Origin of the sequence: Clostridium sartagoforme, assembly GCF_039521405.1 — a bacterium.
GTDB classification, from domain to species: Bacteria; Bacillota; Clostridia; order Clostridiales; family Clostridiaceae; genus Clostridium; species Clostridium sartagoforme.
This window is the reverse complement of the sequence record NZ_BAAACH010000003.1, coordinates 122,553-141,021: the sequence shown is the minus strand read 5'-3', so window position 1 is coordinate 141,021 and position 18,469 is coordinate 122,553. Positions and strand designations below refer to the sequence as shown.

General features: G+C 29.7%; 15 protein-coding genes. 10 read left to right on the top strand and 5 right to left on the bottom strand.

Annotated elements, in window-relative coordinates:
* Positions 1 to 9 precede the first annotated feature (9 nt).
* Entirely contained in the window at positions 10 to 297 is a 288-nt protein-coding gene (locus tag ABDZ60_RS01415; RefSeq protein ID WP_016206948.1) for a hypothetical protein, read from the top strand.
* Positions 298 to 367: 70 nt separating this feature from the next.
* Here the strand turns inward: ABDZ60_RS01415 and ABDZ60_RS01410 are convergent, their stop codons facing one another.
* Genes ABDZ60_RS01410 through ABDZ60_RS01400 form a run of 3 tightly spaced genes read right to left on the bottom strand, consistent with a single transcriptional unit; the run spans position 368 to position 2,515 of the window.
* Positions 368 to 562 (bottom strand): hypothetical protein, encoded by a 195-nt coding sequence (locus ABDZ60_RS01410; RefSeq protein ID WP_016206947.1) that lies wholly within the window; start codon positions 560 to 562, stop codon positions 368 to 370.
* A 44-nt stretch (positions 563 to 606) separates the two neighbouring features.
* A complete protein-coding gene (locus tag ABDZ60_RS01405) occupies positions 607 to 1,791 on the bottom strand; it encodes an ABC transporter permease (protein ID WP_016206946.1) in 1,185 nt (394 codons plus the stop codon).
* On the bottom strand, positions 1,784 to 2,515 hold the full coding sequence (locus ABDZ60_RS01400; protein ID WP_016206945.1) for an ABC transporter ATP-binding protein: 732 nt from the start codon (positions 2,513 to 2,515) through the stop codon (positions 1,784 to 1,786). The genes ABDZ60_RS01405 and ABDZ60_RS01400 overlap by 8 nt, the downstream gene beginning before the upstream one ends.
* A gap of 800 nt (positions 2,516 to 3,315) precedes the next feature.
* On the opposite strand from ABDZ60_RS01400, the gene ABDZ60_RS01395 reads away from it, so the two are divergent.
* From ABDZ60_RS01395 to ABDZ60_RS01385, 3 genes are all read left to right on the top strand, one after another.
* Positions 3,316 to 4,365, top strand: coding sequence for a carbamoyl phosphate synthase small subunit (locus ABDZ60_RS01395; protein ID WP_016206944.1), 1,050 nt, complete (start codon positions 3,316 to 3,318; stop codon positions 4,363 to 4,365).
* Between the two features lie 12 nt (positions 4,366 to 4,377).
* A complete protein-coding gene (gene carB / locus ABDZ60_RS01390) occupies positions 4,378 to 7,584 on the top strand; it encodes a carbamoyl-phosphate synthase large subunit (protein WP_016206943.1) in 3,207 nt (1,068 codons plus the stop codon).
* 354 nt (positions 7,585 to 7,938) lie between these two features.
* On the top strand, positions 7,939 to 8,229 hold the full coding sequence (locus tag ABDZ60_RS01385) for a hypothetical protein (RefSeq protein WP_016206942.1): 291 nt from the start codon (positions 7,939 to 7,941) through the stop codon (positions 8,227 to 8,229).
* 30 nt (positions 8,230 to 8,259) lie between these two features.
* Here the strand turns inward: ABDZ60_RS01385 and ABDZ60_RS01380 are convergent, their stop codons facing one another.
* Together ABDZ60_RS01380 and ABDZ60_RS01375 are read right to left on the bottom strand one after the other, a co-directional pair.
* The gene (locus ABDZ60_RS01380) at positions 8,260 to 9,333 is read right to left on the bottom strand and encodes an HD-GYP domain-containing protein (protein WP_016206941.1); all 1,074 of its coding nucleotides are present in this window, start codon (positions 9,331 to 9,333) and stop codon (positions 8,260 to 8,262) included.
* 121 nt (positions 9,334 to 9,454) lie between these two features.
* Positions 9,455 to 11,350, bottom strand: a complete 1,896-nt coding sequence (locus ABDZ60_RS01375; protein ID WP_016206940.1) for a type I glutamate--ammonia ligase — start codon at positions 11,348 to 11,350, stop codon at positions 9,455 to 9,457.
* Positions 11,351 to 11,630: 280 nt separating this feature from the next.
* Between ABDZ60_RS01375 and murI the strand changes: the two genes are divergently transcribed.
* From murI to ABDZ60_RS01345, 6 genes are all read left to right on the top strand, one after another.
* Positions 11,631 to 12,404 carry a glutamate racemase gene (murI, locus tag ABDZ60_RS01370; protein WP_016206939.1) on the top strand — a complete coding sequence of 258 codons (774 nt, stop codon included), beginning with the start codon at positions 11,631 to 11,633 and terminating at the stop codon, positions 12,402 to 12,404.
* A gap of 149 nt (positions 12,405 to 12,553) precedes the next feature.
* On the top strand, positions 12,554 to 12,823 hold the full coding sequence (locus tag ABDZ60_RS01365; RefSeq protein WP_016206938.1) for an STAS-like domain-containing protein: 270 nt from the start codon (positions 12,554 to 12,556) through the stop codon (positions 12,821 to 12,823).
* 136 nt (positions 12,824 to 12,959) lie between these two features.
* The gene (locus tag ABDZ60_RS01360) at positions 12,960 to 13,484 is read left to right on the top strand and encodes a peptidylprolyl isomerase (protein WP_016206937.1); all 525 of its coding nucleotides are present in this window, start codon (positions 12,960 to 12,962) and stop codon (positions 13,482 to 13,484) included.
* A gap of 24 nt (positions 13,485 to 13,508) precedes the next feature.
* A complete protein-coding gene (locus ABDZ60_RS01355) occupies positions 13,509 to 13,886 on the top strand; it encodes a DUF3783 domain-containing protein (RefSeq protein WP_016206936.1) in 378 nt (125 codons plus the stop codon).
* Positions 13,879 to 14,562, top strand: coding sequence for a helix-turn-helix domain-containing protein (locus ABDZ60_RS01350; RefSeq protein ID WP_343775230.1), 684 nt, complete (start codon positions 13,879 to 13,881; stop codon positions 14,560 to 14,562). The genes ABDZ60_RS01355 and ABDZ60_RS01350 overlap by 8 nt, the downstream gene beginning before the upstream one ends.
* A 176-nt stretch (positions 14,563 to 14,738) precedes the next feature.
* Complete coding sequence (locus ABDZ60_RS01345; protein ID WP_343775228.1) at positions 14,739 to 18,443, top strand: S8 family serine peptidase; 3,705 nt, start codon at positions 14,739 to 14,741, stop codon at positions 18,441 to 18,443.
* Positions 18,444 to 18,469 lie beyond the last annotated feature (26 nt).

The window sequence follows — 18,469 nt, the reverse complement described above, 5'->3', positions numbered from 1 at the left end:
GTGAGATTAATGGAAGTGAATATTATAGATGATATTTTAGAGTTATATGAAGTCTTAGTTGAAAATGGAGTTATATTTTTTTATGGGGATGAGTCAATATCTATAGGAGAGATAACAGAATTTAATATACTAAATACAGAAGTATTACAAATAGAATTAGATGGATCTGAAAAATATGAGGTTAGTATAGAAGATTTTATAGAATATTACTCTAAAGAAGGTGCTAATTATCATACATGGCCCGATATAAGAAAATTAGATAAAAAGCTTGGAGAGCTTTCTGTAATTGATAATTAATAATGGGAAATGAATAATCAAGAAAAAAATAGCCTATGGGGTACCCCATAGGCTAAAAATATATCATTCTTTATTTAAATCTTTCTATCTTAGTTACTCTTGAATGTACAATACTTCCACATTCGGTACAAATAGTGTGTTCAATAGGGCATCCTAATTTCAATCCGAATGTCTGTGGATACATACTTCCTTGTGCAGTTTGATATCCCTTAGTAAATTCTGTCGCTCCACAATAAGGACAGTTATCTATTTTTATTTCTTTCATAATATAAGCCTCCAAGATAAATTATCAAGTATCCAAGTATAATATTAGTTTCTAAATATAACTTCTTCCTTTGAGAACATAGATTTAGCGAAAATTATGGAAGCAATTATATAAACTATATGCCATCCAACAACCAAAGCAATATGCTTAATATCAAATATACCAACTGTAAATTCCTTCATTAAACAAATTGCATTTGTTATAGGAATATTGAAGAATGCAGGATTTATACCTTTTGCATCCATCATATAAGGTATAAATGATAAAATCATAGTTGGCATAGTAATAGCAGCTAGATAAGAATTAGCTTCTTTAGTTGCCCTTGCATATATACTTACAGATATTTGTAATGCTGACAAAGTAACTAAAACTAGAGCTCCAATTACAAGCATTCCAAGGATTGTTTCAGGAGTAAGTTTAAAATTAACTTCTTCACCAATAACCATAAACTTTTGCATGGATATTACCATTGCTGTAAGGTTGGCTATTAGTGCTATAAATGAGACAGTACATAAAGCAGCTATTTTACCCCAAAGTAATGAAGATCTTTTAGCTGATGTTGATAAAAGTGGTTCAAATGTAAATCTTTCTTTTTCACCAGCACCAAGATCAGCTGCCATACCAACTGTAGAAGATACCATAAGAATAACAATTAGTGTAGGAATCATAGTAAGAAGCATTGTAGCCCCAGCATTAATATCCTCATTATCAGTGTTTATTCCTGATTTAATAGTAACCTCAAAAGGTTTTAATATAGAGGAATCAATTCCATTTTCAATTAAACGTTGTTCAACTATGGAATTTTTATAATTTTCATATACTTCACTAATCAGGCTACTTGCGATCATAGACTTATTGGATTCTTCATCTATTAAAAGTTCAATAGTATCATTTTTACCTTGTGCTATATTTGCATCGAAGTTATCAGGGATTTTTACTATAATCTGAATATCCCCATTTTTTAATGCTTCACTTGGAGATGATATATCAGGCGTTTTAATATTATCTAAAGATGTTATAGCTTTTGCCATAGCAGAATCTTTATTTCCATCCACATAAATGTTAATTTCCTTTTGAACGTCAGATTGAGTCTTTTCCATGGCGGAAGACATAAATTTGAACATTATAGGATATATAAGTATAGGAAGTATTAGAGTGAATACTAATGTTTTTTTATCTCTTACAATGTCTAATAATTCCTTTTTTAATACAGTTAAAAAATTATTCATTACTATGACCTCCTATAAGACCTAAGAAAGTTTCTTCTAAATCATCATTGTTATACTTTTCTTTTAAATGACTTAATGTACAATCTTCCAGTAATCTTCCTTTATTTATAATTACAACTCTATCACAAAGTTTTTCAACTTCTTTCATAGAATGACTAGAGAATAATATGATTTTATTTTCAGCTTTACATTGAAGTATAAAATCTTGAACTATCCTGGCAGCACTTACATCCAATCCAGTAGTAGGTTCATCAAAAAGCATAACGGATGGATTATGAACTATTGATCTAGCAATTGAGATTTTTTGTTTCATACCTCTAGAATATTTACCAACAGGTTTATTTATATAGTCTTCCATTTCAAAGCTTTTTGCCAATTCATCAATTCGCTTGTCAGCTGTTTTCTTGTCCATTCCATAAAGATTGGCAAAGTAACGTATGTTTTCTCTACCACTTAGTCTATCATAAAGCCCAACATCTCCGCCAAACAGTATTCCTATTTCTTTTCTTACTTTTTCAGAATTGGATTTAACATCAATGTCATTTACGTTAATTTCACCTTCAGTTATCTGTAACATAGTAGAAATCATTCTTAATGTTGTTGTCTTTCCAGCACCATTTTCTCCAAGCAGTCCAACAATTTCACCTTTATCTACTGAAAAAGATAAATTATCAACTACCTTTGATTTTTTAAAACTTTTACTTACATTTTTTAATTTAAGCACTTAGTTACCCCCTTCTACAACGGTATAAATTATTTTATTAAGAGTTAATATATACTATATTATATCATTAAAAAGAATAATATCAATATTAATTATGAAAATATTTCCTAATATATTTTTATTATAAGATAATATTTTAAATTTTTATATTGAAATAAGTCACTGTTAGAGTGACTTAAGTAACTATTTAATAATAAGTATATTGATGCTAAATATGATAGGATTATACTATTTAAGGATAGACAAATTACTTTACAATTTATGAATAAAAATTAGCTATTAATGAATTTTTATTCATAATATATATATATTTATTTTATATTATAGTGTATTATAGATAGTAGATAATTATTAAATAAATCTACTATCTATAATATAAGTATCAGTAGTGTACTAGCCTACGCTTATGATGAGCAGATTATATTTTAATAGCTATGAATATTTATTTGGATATAATATATATCTATTTATTGCATAATTATTAATATTGTTTAAAAACATTGACATATAGTTATATAAAATATAAAATATTATCAAAAAGATAATTAATTTTGAGTGAAGTTAAAATGTACACTTTAAATTGGTCCTGTGAGGCCAGAAAGGGAGTATGATTATGTTATATTTATATTCACAAAATAATTGCATAACTATGTCAGTAAGGGCATTTTCTAATACTGATACTAAATATATAAGGATAGTAGGAAGAGAACTATAATTTGTTGTCTTCTTATTATCCTTTTGTTTTTGTTTTATGAAGTGTATTTTTAGCTAAATATGTTTAATTTTAAGGAGGGCTAAATATGAAAGCAAAGCTAATATTAGAAAATGGCATGGTTTTTGAAGGAAAAGCTTTTGGTTATTTAAAGGACAGCATAGGGGAAGTAGTATTTACTACTGGTATGACAGGATACCAAGAGGTGTTAACTGATCCATCTTATTACGGTCAAATAGTTACAATGACTTATCCTCTTGTGGGGAATTATGGGATTAACTTAGAGGATATGGAATCAAAGTCTCCAAAGGTTAGGGGATTCATAGTTAGAGAAAAATGTAATCATCCTAATAATTTCAGGTGTGAAATAAATTTAGAAGATTACTTAAAACAAAATAAAATAATAGGACTAGAAGGAATAGATACAAGAGCCTTAACAAAGGTTTTGAGAAATCATGGAACAATGAAGGGGATTATTACCTTAGAAGATGTAACTTTAGAAGAGGTTAAAGATAGAATAGCATTATTTACAAATAAAAAAGCAGTTAGCATGGTAAGTACTGAAAAGAAGTATGAAATAGATGGAACTGGAAAGCATGTTGCGATTATAGATTTTGGTATAAAAGAAAATATAATAAGAAATTTTAAAGATAGAAATTGCAAGTTAACTATTTTCCCTATGAAAGTAACAGCAGAAGAGCTTTTAAAAGTAAACCCTGACTTAGTATTTTTGTCAAATGGTCCTGGGGATCCAGAAGATTTACCAGATGTAATAGAAAATATAAAGAAGTTAGCGGGAAAGAAACCATTAGTAGGCATATGTCTAGGACATCAACTTTTAGCATTAACACTAGGTGGTAAGACTACTAAATTAAAATTTGGACACAGGGGATGTAACCATCCGGTTAAGGATTTAGAAGAAAATAAAGTTCATATTACATCACAAAATCATGGGTATGTAGTTGAAACACTCCCAGAAGATGTTGTAGCAACTCATATAAATATAAATGATGGAACTATTGAAGGAATGAAGCATACTAAGCTTCCAATATTTTCGGTTCAATTCCATCCGGAAGCTGCAGCAGGTCCACAGGATAGCGAATATATCTTTGATAAATTTATAAAGTATGCATTATAGGAGGGGTTAGATATGCCGTTAAATAAATATATAAAAAAAGTTTTAGTAATAGGATCAGGCCCGATTGTTATAGGGCAAGCAGCTGAATTTGATTATTCAGGAACTCAAGCATGCCAAGCACTTAAAGAAGAAGGCATAGAAGTAGTTTTGGTTAATTCCAACCCAGCAACTATAATGACTGATGCAGAGGTTGCAGACAAAGTATATATTGAGCCATTAACAATTGATTTTCTAGAAAAGGTTATAGATAAAGAAAGACCTGATAGTTTGCTTACAGGAATGGGAGGACAAACGGGGCTTAATCTTGCGGTAGATTTACATGAAGCAGGAATACTTGAAAAATATAATGTAAAAGTAATAGGAACATCTATTCAATCTATTAAAGAAGGTGAAGACAGAGAGCTTTTTAGAAATATGATGAATAGAATAAACGAACCAGTTATACAAAGTGAAATAATAACTGAAATGGAAGCTGGCGTAGAGTATGCTTCAAGTATAGGATATCCAGTAATAGTTAGACCGGCATACACATTAGGAGGAACTGGTGGTGGAATAGCTGATAATGAAGAAGAGCTTAGAGAAATATTATCATCTGGCTTACAATTAAGCACAATAGGACAAGTTTTACTGGAAAAGTCAGTTAAGGGATGGAAGGAAATAGAATATGAGGTTATGAGAGATTCTTATGGGAACTGTATAACTGTATGTAATATGGAGAATATAGATCCAGTAGGAATTCATACAGGAGATAGTATAGTAGTTGCTCCATCACAAACATTATCTGATAAAGAATATCAAATGCTTAGAACTTCAGCTATAAATATAATAAATGCAGTAGGAATAGAAGGAGGATGTAATGTTCAATTTGCATTAAATCCAAATTCATTTCAATATGCAGTAATAGAAATTAATCCAAGAGTATCGAGGTCATCAGCATTAGCATCAAAGGCAACAGGATACCCAATAGCTAAACTTGCAGCAAAGATAGCATTAGGATATGGATTAGATGAAATTAAAAATGCAGTAACTCAAAAGACTTATGCTTGCTTTGAGCCAACATTAGATTATGTAGTAGTAAAAATTCCAAAGTGGCCTTTTGATAAATTCTATACAGCAGATAGAACTTTAGGAACTAAAATGATGGCAACTGGAGAAGTAATGGCTATAGGATCTAATTTAGAGGCAGCGCTTTTAAAGGGAATAAGAAGCTTAGAAATAGGTAAGTATTCTTTAGATCACCCTAAGTTCAAAGAATTAAGCATACAAGAATTAAAAACTATAGTAATGAAGCCTGATGATGAAAGACTATTTGCTCTTGCAGAAATGATAAGAAGAGATTATAGAATAGAAAGTATATCTAAAATAACAGGAATAGATATATTTTTCCTAGAGAAGTTTAAATGGATAGTGGAAGAAGAAACTAGATTAAAGCTAAATAAAATAGATGATTTAGATAAGGAATGGTTATTAGAATTAAAGAAAAAGGGGTTTTCAGATAAAGCGATAGCTGATATGCTGAAGGTTAATCCAGATGATATATATAAGTTAAGAAGCATTTGGAACATAAAGCCTTCATACAAGATGGTTGATACTTGTGGAGGGGAATTTGAAGCATTATCACCATATTATTATTCAACTTATGAACAATATGATGAAGTTCAGGTATCTGATAAGAAAAAGGTATTAGTTATAGGATCAGGGCCAATTAGAATAGGGCAAGGAATAGAATTTGATTATGCTTCAGTACATTGTGTAATGGCATTAAGAAAAATGGGAATTGAAACTATAATAGTAAATAATAATCCAGAAACAGTAAGTACGGATTTTAATATATCAGATAAACTATACTTTGAACCACTTACAGAAGAAGATGTATTAAATATAATAGAAAAAGAAAATCCATATGGAGTTATCCTTCAATTTGGTGGACAGACAGCTATAAAACTTGCGAACTTCTTAAAAGAAAAAGGAATAAAAACTTTAGGAACAACAGCAGATCAAATAGATATGGCAGAAGATAGAGAGAAGTTTGATGAATTACTTGAAAGCTTAGGGATTGATAGGCCAAAAGGCAAAGGGGTTTGGACTGTAGAAGAAGGGTTAGAAGAAGCTGAAAGGTTAGGTTTTCCTGTACTTGTAAGACCTTCATATGTCTTAGGGGGACAAGGAATGGAAATAACTTTTGATGAAGAAGAGTTAAAGTATTATTTAAAGAATGCTTTTTCAAAAGATAAGAAGAATCCTATATTAGTAGATAAATATTTAATGGGTAGAGAAATTGAAGTAGATGCTATATCTGATGGAGAAAATATTCTTATACCAGGAGTAATGGAGCACTTAGAAAGAGCTGGGGTACACTCTGGAGATTCAGTAACAATGTATCCGAGCCAAAATATAAGCAATAAAATAAAAAGTAAAGTTTTAAATTATACAAAAAAGATTGCAACATCAATTGGTATTAAGGGTATGATAAATATTCAGTTTATAGAGTTTGAAGGAAATCTTTATATAATAGAAGTAAATCCAAGAGCCTCAAGAACCGTACCATATATAAGTAAAGTAAGTAAGGTACCTATAGTAGATTTGGCTACAAAAGTAATGCTTGGATACAAGTTAAAAGATTTAGGATACGGAGTAGATATATATATAGAGCCAGATTTAGTTTCAGTAAAGGTCCCTGTATTCTCAACTCAAAAATTACCTAAAGTTGAAGTATCCTTAGGGCCAGAAATGAGATCTACAGGAGAAGTACTAGGAGTAGGAAGAACTATAAGAGAAGCATTATATAAAGGATTTGTAGCAGCTAGTATGTATCCTTCAAATAAAGAAAAGAAGATATTGGCTACAATAAATAATCATGATAAAAAGGAATTCTTGCCTATAGCTAAAATGTTATCAGAAATAGGATATAAATTTATTGCAACAGAAGGAACAGCTAATCTTTTAAAGGAAGTTGATATAGAAGTTGAAACAGTAAGAAAGCTTCATGAAGATAAGCCTAATATATTAGACATAATAAAAAGTAAGGCAGTTGATTTAGTAATAAATACTCCAACAAAGGGTAATGATTCAAAAAGAGACGGATTTATAATAAGAAGAGCGGCAGTAGAAAGAAATATAGAAGTTATAACATCGTTAGATACATTAAGAGCAATAGCAGAAGTTAAATACTTTGGAATAGAAAATGAGAACTTAGAGGTATTTAATATAGCAGAGTAGTACTTATGTTCATAACGCACAGTTTCTTTGATAAAATAACAATGAACAGAGAAAAGGAGACAGGTGTGAGAGAATAGGTATTAGATTTTGTTTAAAAATGCGAAGCATTTTTCAGTTCACAGTTCACAAGGCACAATTCACAGTTATGGAAATAATTCAGCTCTACTGAATTAAGAAACTGTGAACTGTGCGCTGTGAACTATATAAATTGCTTCGCAATATATTATTTTCGACAACAAATAATATATTTATACAAAAAAATAAATTTTTAAATAAAAGTTTATACAAGTATTGACATAAAACGTACGTTCGTATATATTAATATTATAGAACTTATGTTTGGTGGAGGTCAATATGAACAATGATATTTTTGTAAAATTAAATTATAAAACAATAGGTGAATTTAAAAGTTTAATAGTAGATAGACAACATATAAGTAATGTAACAGAAAAGTATTTAATGTGTACAGGAAAATATGATAAAGATGGATGGACGTTTATATTTAAAGCAAATAGTATGAAGGAAGCTGAAGAATTTATAAATAGTAATTCATTAAATAAAAGTAAAAGTATTATAAAAAACGTAATAGGGAATAAATCTTCTATTATTGATAATGAAAAGATAAGTATTCCAGCATGGATATAAAAAAGGCAGAGATATTCTCTACCTTAAGCTTCATACAACTTTTTCTATATGTGATATAACTATCGATAATTCATTTATTAAACTTATAGTTGTTCCTTCATTTTCTTTTATATTACTTTTTATTATTTTGATATTAGGTCTTAAGGGAAAGTTTGAAAAGGTCTCTTTAACAATACCTAAATCACCATTACTTAACCTAACAACTGTCCCGTATGGGAAAGGAACAATAACTTTAGAAAAGACTTTAACTATATTGAAATCAAAGATAGTACCTGCATGACTCATTATATATTCCAAAGCATCACTGGCGCACATTGATTGTATATAATATTTCTGTGATGTTAACATATCATAAATATCTGCAATTGAAACTATTTTAGCAAGTTTATTTATTTGATTTCCAAATAATCCATTAGGATACCCTAAACCATCAATTCTTTCATGATGCTGTAATACTATCATTTTAATATCATTATTGATAAAAGCATTATTCTCTATATAATTATACCCTTTCTGACAATGATTTTTCATTAATTCAAATTCATCATAAGTTAGTGGAGCATCTTTCATAACTAAACCTTTATATATAAAAGCTTTACCTATATCATGTATCAGTGCACCTGTAGCCAGGTTTAAAAGCTCAGTTCTATTAAGCTTTAAATTTATTCCAACTACTAAGGATATAATAGCAACATTTACACAGTGATTATAAGTATTTAAGTTCAGATTTCGTATATCTACTAAATAAGGTAATAAATCATCATTAGACAGTATAGCATCTAGAAGCTCTTCTGCTAATAAATAAACAGATTTCAAATATTCATCATTATCATTAGATAAGCCTGAGATTTCTGCATTTTTAAATGTACTATTTATTAATTCTAAAGCTTTATTCCTAAGATCAGGTTTTATTATATTTTTAATATCATCATTACTTAAATCATCAATAATATATAATAAGTCTATATTGAAACTTCTTAGTTTTTCTATTAAGACAGTATTGATTTTAGTACCTTCATTTAGTAAAACTCTTCCTTCAATATCGTATAAGGTTTTAGCAAGATATGAATTAATTCGAACACTTTCTAAAGGAACAAGTCTCATATTTTATACCTCTACTTTTTATTTATATTATAACAATTTATGTAATATATTACTAGCAGTCACATATTAATTTATACATAATTAAAGGATTAAGATGTTAATCCTAATCCTTTAATTAAATTTATATATCTAATAAATTTTTAGTGTAGTTATTGTAAAGCTTTCTTAATGAGCTCATTTTATCTTCTAACTCAATTAGTAAGTCGGAAGCAACAGCATAGTTTTCATTAGTTAAAGCCTCTTTTATTCGAGTGAATAACCCCTTATTTGTATAAGTATCTTTCATTATATAATGTCTAAGGTTATCTATAGTCATCCAATTTGATATATCTAAATCTAATGCATTATCAGAATGTAATTTTTTAAATGATCTAACTTCAGAAGCATGGTTTAATATTATTCTGTGAATAATATCTGTAGTCCATCTTTGAATAGTTGCAAGTTTAAAACTATTTATTAATTTATCACTAAAGACATCATTTCTTTTTAATACATTTAGCTTATCAGGATATTTATCTAACTGAAGAAGATTTTCGTACACTGTAGCTGGAGCCTTACTAAAGTATTCATCTCTCTCTAGATCGGAGTAGAACTCAAATACATCTTCTTCACTTCTATAAGCTCTTGTCTTTTCTAAATATTTAGCATCTTCGCCAGGTTTCTTCGATAATTCAACTAAAAGCTCTTCTTCAGTTTTATTATTTTCAAGAGCATATATTATTCCATCAAGCATTGACATATATGAAACTGAAAGAGCTAGATATATATTTGTATGAGGATTAGGTGATCTAAGCTCAAATCTAGTTGCTAATGGATTCATTAAGTCTCTTATTAAGCCTATTAATATAGTTCTATTTCTTGATGGATTATCAGGAGATACTCCAAGAGATGTAACTATACATATAGGGGCTTCAAAACCAGGTTTTAATCTTTTAAATGCACCACTAGTTGTAGAAATAAATGGATTCATAATTTCATAATTTTTTAATACTCCCATTATAGCTCCATATCCGATGCAGCTTAAGAAATCCTCCTTAGTTGCGTGGAATAAGTTTATTCTCTTTCCATCCTTAAGTTTTAAGCTAACACCTAGATGGACATGCATTCCAGATCCTGCAACATCATCGATAGGTTTTGCTTTAAAAGAAACATCTAAACCATGTCTTCTAAAGGTTTCTTGAGTAAGGATCTTAACAAAAATTTCATTATCAGCAGCTTGAACAGCATCTGAGTATTTCCAATCAATTTCAAGCTGTTCCATTATATGATTAAATTGTCCATTACTATCTAATTTGGATTTAACTCCTCCAACTTCTTTATGCCCCATTTCAGGCTCAAATCCATATGCTTCCATAAGAAGTAAGGTTTCTTCTAGTGCAGTTCTTACTGTTCCTTTAGTTCTAGTCCAGTATTGCTCTTGTAATACTTGAGATGTAGATAATTCTTCTATATGAGCTTGTTCATTTGGAGTCTTAACCCAAAATTCTAGTTCTGTAGCTGAAGTAATTATAATTTTATCTATATCATCATATTTAATTCCAAATGGATCTAAAGTTTCAGGTTTATTCTTAAAAATATCTAAAAGAGTTGATTTAAAAGTATTTATTGCAGAAGTAAGTATATTTCTTGAACATACTGCCTTATTGTTATGAATTAAAAATGAAGGGATTCTAAGAGTACCAACTGGTTTGTTAGTAATTGGATCAATATAATCGAAGTTATAGTCAACAAACCAATTTGCATTAAGATCTGCCACCATATCAACTTTTGCATCATTTAATGTTGCTATTCCAGGAAGTACAACTGAAGAACCATCTGTCTGAATTGCAACTCCGTTTAAAAATGAGTCAATATCGTCTAGAAATAATCTTGTAGGAATTTTTTCATCGGTGTCATTACCGGATAAGTCTATTCCAACAATAGATACAAATTTTATTTCAGGATGCTCTTTAAGTATTTTAGATAAGTCTTCTTTATTGTGTTTTGATTTAGAAATTGTAAAAATTAAATCTTTCATAAAAAAGTTCCCTTGCGAAAAATAACAAGGAAAATTCACTTCCTTTCTGTTGAAACTCGAATATTTAAGTGGTATAGACATCATAATATTCGTAAATTTTTTTATTTATAAAGCAATTCTATTATATACATCTTATGATGTCAATAATTAATTTGATGAAATAGTATTGGTAAATTATTTCTAATATAAGTAAGTATGAATAAGAATATAAATTTGTAGATTTATATTAAATAAAGGTATAAAATAAAATATAGAATTAAAGAAAATGGAGTGAGAGTAATTGGACAACAAAAATAGGCCAATAGGTTTTTTTGATTCAGGGGTAGGCGGACTAAGTGTAATGAAAGAGGCAATAAAAATAATGCCAAATGAGAACTATATATATTTTGGAGATTCTAAAAATGCACCGTATGGAGTCAAAAGCGTTAGTGAAGTTAGGGATCTAACTTTTAAAGCTGTAGAAATTCTATTAAATAAGGGAGTAAAAGGAATTGCAATTGCATGTAATACAGCAACTAGTGCTGCTGTTGCAGAATTAAGAAAGGTGTACCCAGAACTACCTTTAGTTGGAATAGAGCCTGCATTAAAACCAGCTGTAGAGCTTAATATACAAGGAAATATATTAATAATGGCAACAACAATGACATTAAAAGAAGAAAAGTTTAATAAACTAATGGGGAAATATAAAGATAAGGCATCGATAATTCCAATACCGTGTCCTGGTCTTGTAGAATTTATAGAAAGTGGTAAACTTCAAGGCGAAGAAATTGAAGAGTACTTAAGAAATAAAATAAATACATATAATAAAGGGAAAATAGCTTCTATTGTATTAGGGTGTACGCACTATCCATTTATAACAGATACATTATCAAAAATAGTTGGAAAAGATGTTATTATAATGGATGGGGGATTAGGAACGGTAAAAGAGTTAAGACGAAGATTAGAAAATAAAAACCTATTAACAGAACGTAATAAAAAAGGAGAAATAGAAGTTATAAATTCATATGGTAAAAATGAATTTATAGATTTAAGTAATAAACTTTTAAATATGTAGAAAAGAATTAAGCTTATAATAATATTATTATAAGCTTAATTTAAAAAAATATTTGTTAAATTGTTGACAAAAAAACTAATAATTGATATATTATAGTAAAGAGAGTTTTCAGAAAATTTAAACAATTAATAGATTTGGGGGTATTATATATGGAAATCAGAATAAAAGACGTATTAGGAGAAGATATAACTATAGAAGATGCTATTTTGCTAAGAGAAATTATTAGAAACAATATAAATTTAGGAGTAGTTCTTGATTTTCAGGGATTTAAAAGAATTCCTACAACTTTTTTAAATGTTCTTCTTGGAGATTTAATTAATAAGTTTGGAAGAGAGTTTATTTTTAAGCAAATAAATGTTAAAAATTTATCAAATTATAAAGATTATTCTAGAGTAGTGTTAGGAACTACTTTTCAATAAAGCATAGAGAAATCTATGCTTTTTTTATTAAATAATATATAATTACCATTAAGAAATAATTTATATATCATAATTTTGAATTCAATTATTCAAATATGATAATACTAATAAAAATGAAATCGAAGGGAGATTTATTATGCAAAATCCAATAGTAACTATAAGCATAGAAAATGGAGGAATTATAAAAGCTGAATTATATCCAGAAATAGCACCAAATACAGTAAGAAACTTTATAGATTTAATTAATAAAGGATTTTATGATGGAATTATATTTCACAGAGTAATACCAGGTTTTATGATCCAAGGGGGATGCCCAGATGGAACAGGAATGGGAGGCCCTGGCTATAGTATAAAAGGTGAATTCTCAAGAAATGGATTCAAAAACGATTTAAAACATTCAAGAGGAGTTCTTTCAATGGCTAGAACAATGATACCTGATTCAGCAGGAAGTCAATTTTTTATAATGGTTGCTGATTCTCCACATCTAGATGGACAATATGCATCTTTCGGAAAAGTTATAGAAGGAATGGAAGTAGCAGATAAAATAGTAAATTCAAAGAGAGATTATAATGATAAGCCATATGAAGATCAAAAGATTCTAAAAATGACAGTAGAAACATTTGGAGAAACTTATGCTTCACCAGAAATAATAGAAAATTAGTAATAAAGATTTAGGAGGGGTTATATGCTTGATAATAACAAATGTATCTTAGCTTATAATGTACCGGAGAGGGAAATAAATATATTAAAGGAAGAAGGATTTAAGGTTATATTAATATCTTCTGAAATGACAGAAATGACCATTAGGGATATTTTAGATGGCTTGAAATTTGAAACTTTCAATTCAAACTTAAGAAATGAGTCTGTTATTCTTTTTAATAATTTTTCCGATGAAGAGCTTAAGGAAACTATAAGAAGCATTAGACAAAATATCAAAGGTGGAATATTGGCAACAGTAACACCAGTCTCAATTGAATGGAAATTTAATTATTTAGTAGAACATTTAGTTGAAGAAAGAGAATGGTATTTAAAACAACAGAAGGGAAGATCTCAAAGTGAGTAGAGTTGGGGAAAAGATAAAGGAAGCTAGACTGAAAAGTGGTATGAGTCAGAAAGTATTAGCAAAAAAATTAGGTGTAGCTGAAAAGTTTATAAATGAAGTTGAAATAGGAAGAAGAGTTGCTCAAGAATCTTTTATTGAAAAGGCATCTAAAATACTGAAATCTGATTTTAATGATATTAGTATGGTTGTTACAGATGAAGCTTTATTAGAAGAAAGAAAATCAATAAAAGAAGCAAATAATAGAGGGATATCTAGAGAAAAAATTGAAAAAGATGAGGTTTGGACTAATGCCTTTTCTTCAGTACTGAAGAATATTCCGATTTTTGATTATTCACTTAAGAACAGCAAGGGATTCAAGGAATTACCAATTCATTCTAATAAGGTGGAAGGATATTCTCAAGATAAAGTTTTATATTTAGAAGTTCAGGATGATGAAATGTCTGGATTTAGAATGTTAAAAGGTGATTTAGCTTTTTCTTATTTAGTTAAGGAAATAAGCAGTAATGGAATTTTTCTAGTTGAATATAAAGGTAAAAGAGCTATAAGGCAAGTAAAAAGTTTAGGAAACTCAAAAATTTTATTAGTTAGTAATAGTGGAAGTTTATTAACAGAGACTATGAATATTAGTGAAGTATCTGTATTAGCTAAACTAGAAAGATTGGAAATAAATTTATAATACTATTTAAGAAGGTTATTTTTGAAGTTGCTAATTTCAAAATAGCCTTTTTTAAATTTTTCACTATTTCTTTATTCAATATTTTGCAAAGCAAAATATAATCTGCGAAACAAATTTATAAATTAAATTCTCACTTTTATAATAATTACATATATTATTATAAACAAGTTGTAGAGGTGATAACGATAGAAAACATAAATCCAAATAAGGTAGATGCAGTATTAGGATTAATACAAAATGTACCGAAGAACATATTAAGTAAATTAGGAATAAGCTATGGAGATAAATTTTCACAATTAAATATAATAGAAGTTACTATAATATCAGGAGATAGTGAGGAAAATGTAAGAAGTATCGTCCAAAGTTTAGGTGGAACCTACGAAAATTTAGGGTTTGGATTTGGAATAGTCAATATACCAACTGAGAATCTATGGAGATTAGCAAGTAGTGACTCAATACAATATATAGAATTACCGAAGAGTTTATATACAACAGATGCTCAGAGTAATAGGGCAGCTTGTGTAAATACAGCAAGAGAAGGATATAACATTAGAGGTGAAGGAGTTTTAATTGGATTTATAGATTCGGGAATAGATTATACTCATCCAGCATTTAGAAACCCAGATGGCACTACAAGAATAGATTATATATATGATTTAAGCGATAATGGTAAAGTTTATAATAGAGAAATTATAAATACTGCATTACAAAATCAAGATCCATTTACAATTGTACCTTCATATGACAATACAGAACATGGAACTCATGTGGCTGGTATAGCTTGTGCTGGTGGAAATATAAATAATGCTTTTTATGGTGTAGCTCCGGAAAGTTCGATTGCTATGGTTAAGTGCACTAGAGGACAGTATGCTCTTAGTACAAACATAATGAGGGGAATTAAATTCTTAGTAGATAAGGGAAAGGAGCTAACTAAACCATTAGTAGTAAATATAAGCTTAAGTACTAATGATGGAGCTCATAATGGTAGCAGTTTATTAGAACAATATATATCAACTATAGCTACTCTAGAAAGAATTACAATTGTTATTGCAGCAGGAAATGAAGGAGATGCGGCGCATCATGTTGGTGGGGATTTATCAGGAGAAAAGAGAATACTTATAAATATAGCCGAAGATGAAGCTGCTGTTATATTAAACTTATATAAACCTGTCTTATCAGAAATAGCGATAAGAATAATTAGTCCTACAGCAGCAACTAGCGGAGACATAATAGTACGTGAAGGATACAACGAAGGATTTATTGGACGAGATAGATATCAAGTATTTTATACAGGGCCTAAACCATTTGACTTAATAGGAGAAATATCTATTGCATTACTTACAAATGGACAATATATATCTTCAGGTCAATGGGAAATTAGGATATTTTTATTAAATGAATATACAGGTTTATTTGATATGTGGTTACCAATATCAGAAGGATTAAATGTTAACACAAAATTTCTTCAACCCACAGTTTTAAATACACTGGGAATACCAGCAACTGTTAGTAATATAATTGCAGTTGGGAGCTATAACTATGTCACTAATAATATATCACCTTTTAGTGGAAGAGGAAGGCCCTATATATTTCAAACAATAAGACCAGATTTGGTGGCACCAGGAGAAAATATATCATCAACAACTCCAAATAGATCTTTTGATACTAAAAGCGGAACATCTATGGCAGCTCCGCATGTAGCCGGAATAGCTGCATTAATGATGGAGTGGGGGGTTGTTAAAAGAAATGATCCGTATTTATATGGAGAGCGGCTAAAATACTACTTGGTTACATCTGCAAAAAGGCCTAGAACAGATGTTAAGTATCCTGATCCAAGTTGGGGGTATGGAGAGGTATGTCTAAGTTCTGCTATAGAAAGTATAATAAATAATATAGGGTTTATTGGTACTAGAAATAGTGGGAATTATAGATATGATGAAGAAAAACAAAGCGATAGCAATGGAATTAATTATAAAGATATCACGGCTGAGGAAAATAACGTTTTTATTAAATTGGAGGAAAAGGAAGTGGATATCAAAAATAATAAGTATAGACAAATGAGTATATACAAGGATCTTCAAAGTGAAGCACTTCAAAATTATCAGAATTACTCAGAGGTTGTAGGTTTTTTAATTGAATATAGTTCTAGGGAGCAAGCGCTAAAAGTAAATGATATACCAGGTGCATCAATTGTGTTAGTAGATAATAACTTTGGAATCGCTTTTATACCATTTAATAGAGTACTAGAACTTGAGCCATATGTTAAAGATGTAGTTTCAATAGAAATACCTGTAATTTATACATTAGAGCAATCTTCACCTGTAGAAGCAAGTGGGGCTCCGTTATTTCATAACAATCCATTTATACAACTAAATGGGAGAGGCGTTATTGTTGGAATTATAGATACTGGAATAGATTACTTAAATAGTGAATTTATGAGAGAAGATGAAACTACAAGAATAGTAAGAATATGGGACCAAAGCATAGAAGGTGATGATAGGGTTTATGATGTTAAGCTAGGAGTAGAATATAATAGTGATCAAATAAATCAGGCTATACAAGCTAACAAAGGAGGAGAAGATCCATATGCAATAGTTAGAACTAAAGATGATATAGGACATGGGACAATGGTGGCAAGTTTAGTTGGTGCTAGAGGAATAAATCCAGAAGTTATGGGAATAGCTCCAGATTGTGAGTTTGCAATAGTTAAATTGAAACAAGCTCCAAGTGTGATATTAGATTATGCAGGTGTTAGTACACCAGGAAGTGGAAGATATACAAGTATAGAACTATCTTTAGCAATACGGTATTTGAATATGTTAGCAAGTGACTTAGGGAAGCCTATGGTTATATGTCTCCCTGTAGGAAGCAATATAGGATCACATGATGGGACCAATGTAGTTGAGGCATATATATCACAAATAAGTATTCAACTAGGAGTAGTATGTGTTACGGGTACTGGAAATGAAGGTGATACAGACACACATACAGAAGGAAGGTTTGATAGACCAGGGCAAATAAGAACTTTAGAAATCAGAATTGGAAAGGGACAAAGAGATTTAAATTTTCAAATATATATTCAACAACCTGATAAGGTTTCAATAGGAGTAGTATCGCCCTCTGGAGAGGTGGTTGAAAGAATACCAGTAAGACTAAATAAAGTTGAAAAGGTAAATTTTATTTATGAAGGAACAAGAATGAGAATTTCATATATATATCCAGATCTTTTTACAGGAGACCAGATAATAAGTATAGAAGCAAGAGGGTTAAAGGAAGGAATATGGCAATTTAGATTATATGGAGATTATGTAGTGGATGGACGATACTGGAGTTGGCTACCACAAAGAAGTTTACTTGATCCAGATACCAAGTTCTTAAGTCCAAGTCAATATACGACACTAACAATTCCTGCAACAGCAAGAAGTGTAATAGCAGCAGCATTTTATAATCAAAACAACAATGCTACTATAGGACAATCTGGTAGAGGATTCACAAGAGATGGGAGAATAAAGCCAGATATTGCAGCAGGAGGAATAAATGCAATAGTTACAACACCAGGCGGAGGAACTAGGATAGTTAGTGGCTCATCTGTGGGGACCTCCATTACAGCAGGATGTTGTGCACTTTTAATGCAATGGGGAATAGTTAATGGTAATGATCCGAGTTTATATGCAACGGAAATAAGAACTTATTTAATAAGGGGAACTAGTATGAGAGTTGGAGATATATATCCAAATGAGCAGTGGGGATATGGAACAATTAACATGAAGGGAGTATTTGATGCTATAAGGGAAAACTTAGCAGGTGGGGTTGATCAAACAAGATCAAATGATGAGTATGAGGTTGGTAATATGTTTGTAAGTAAACCTAAAGAAATATAAGAGAACTATTTTAATTATAGAAGCAT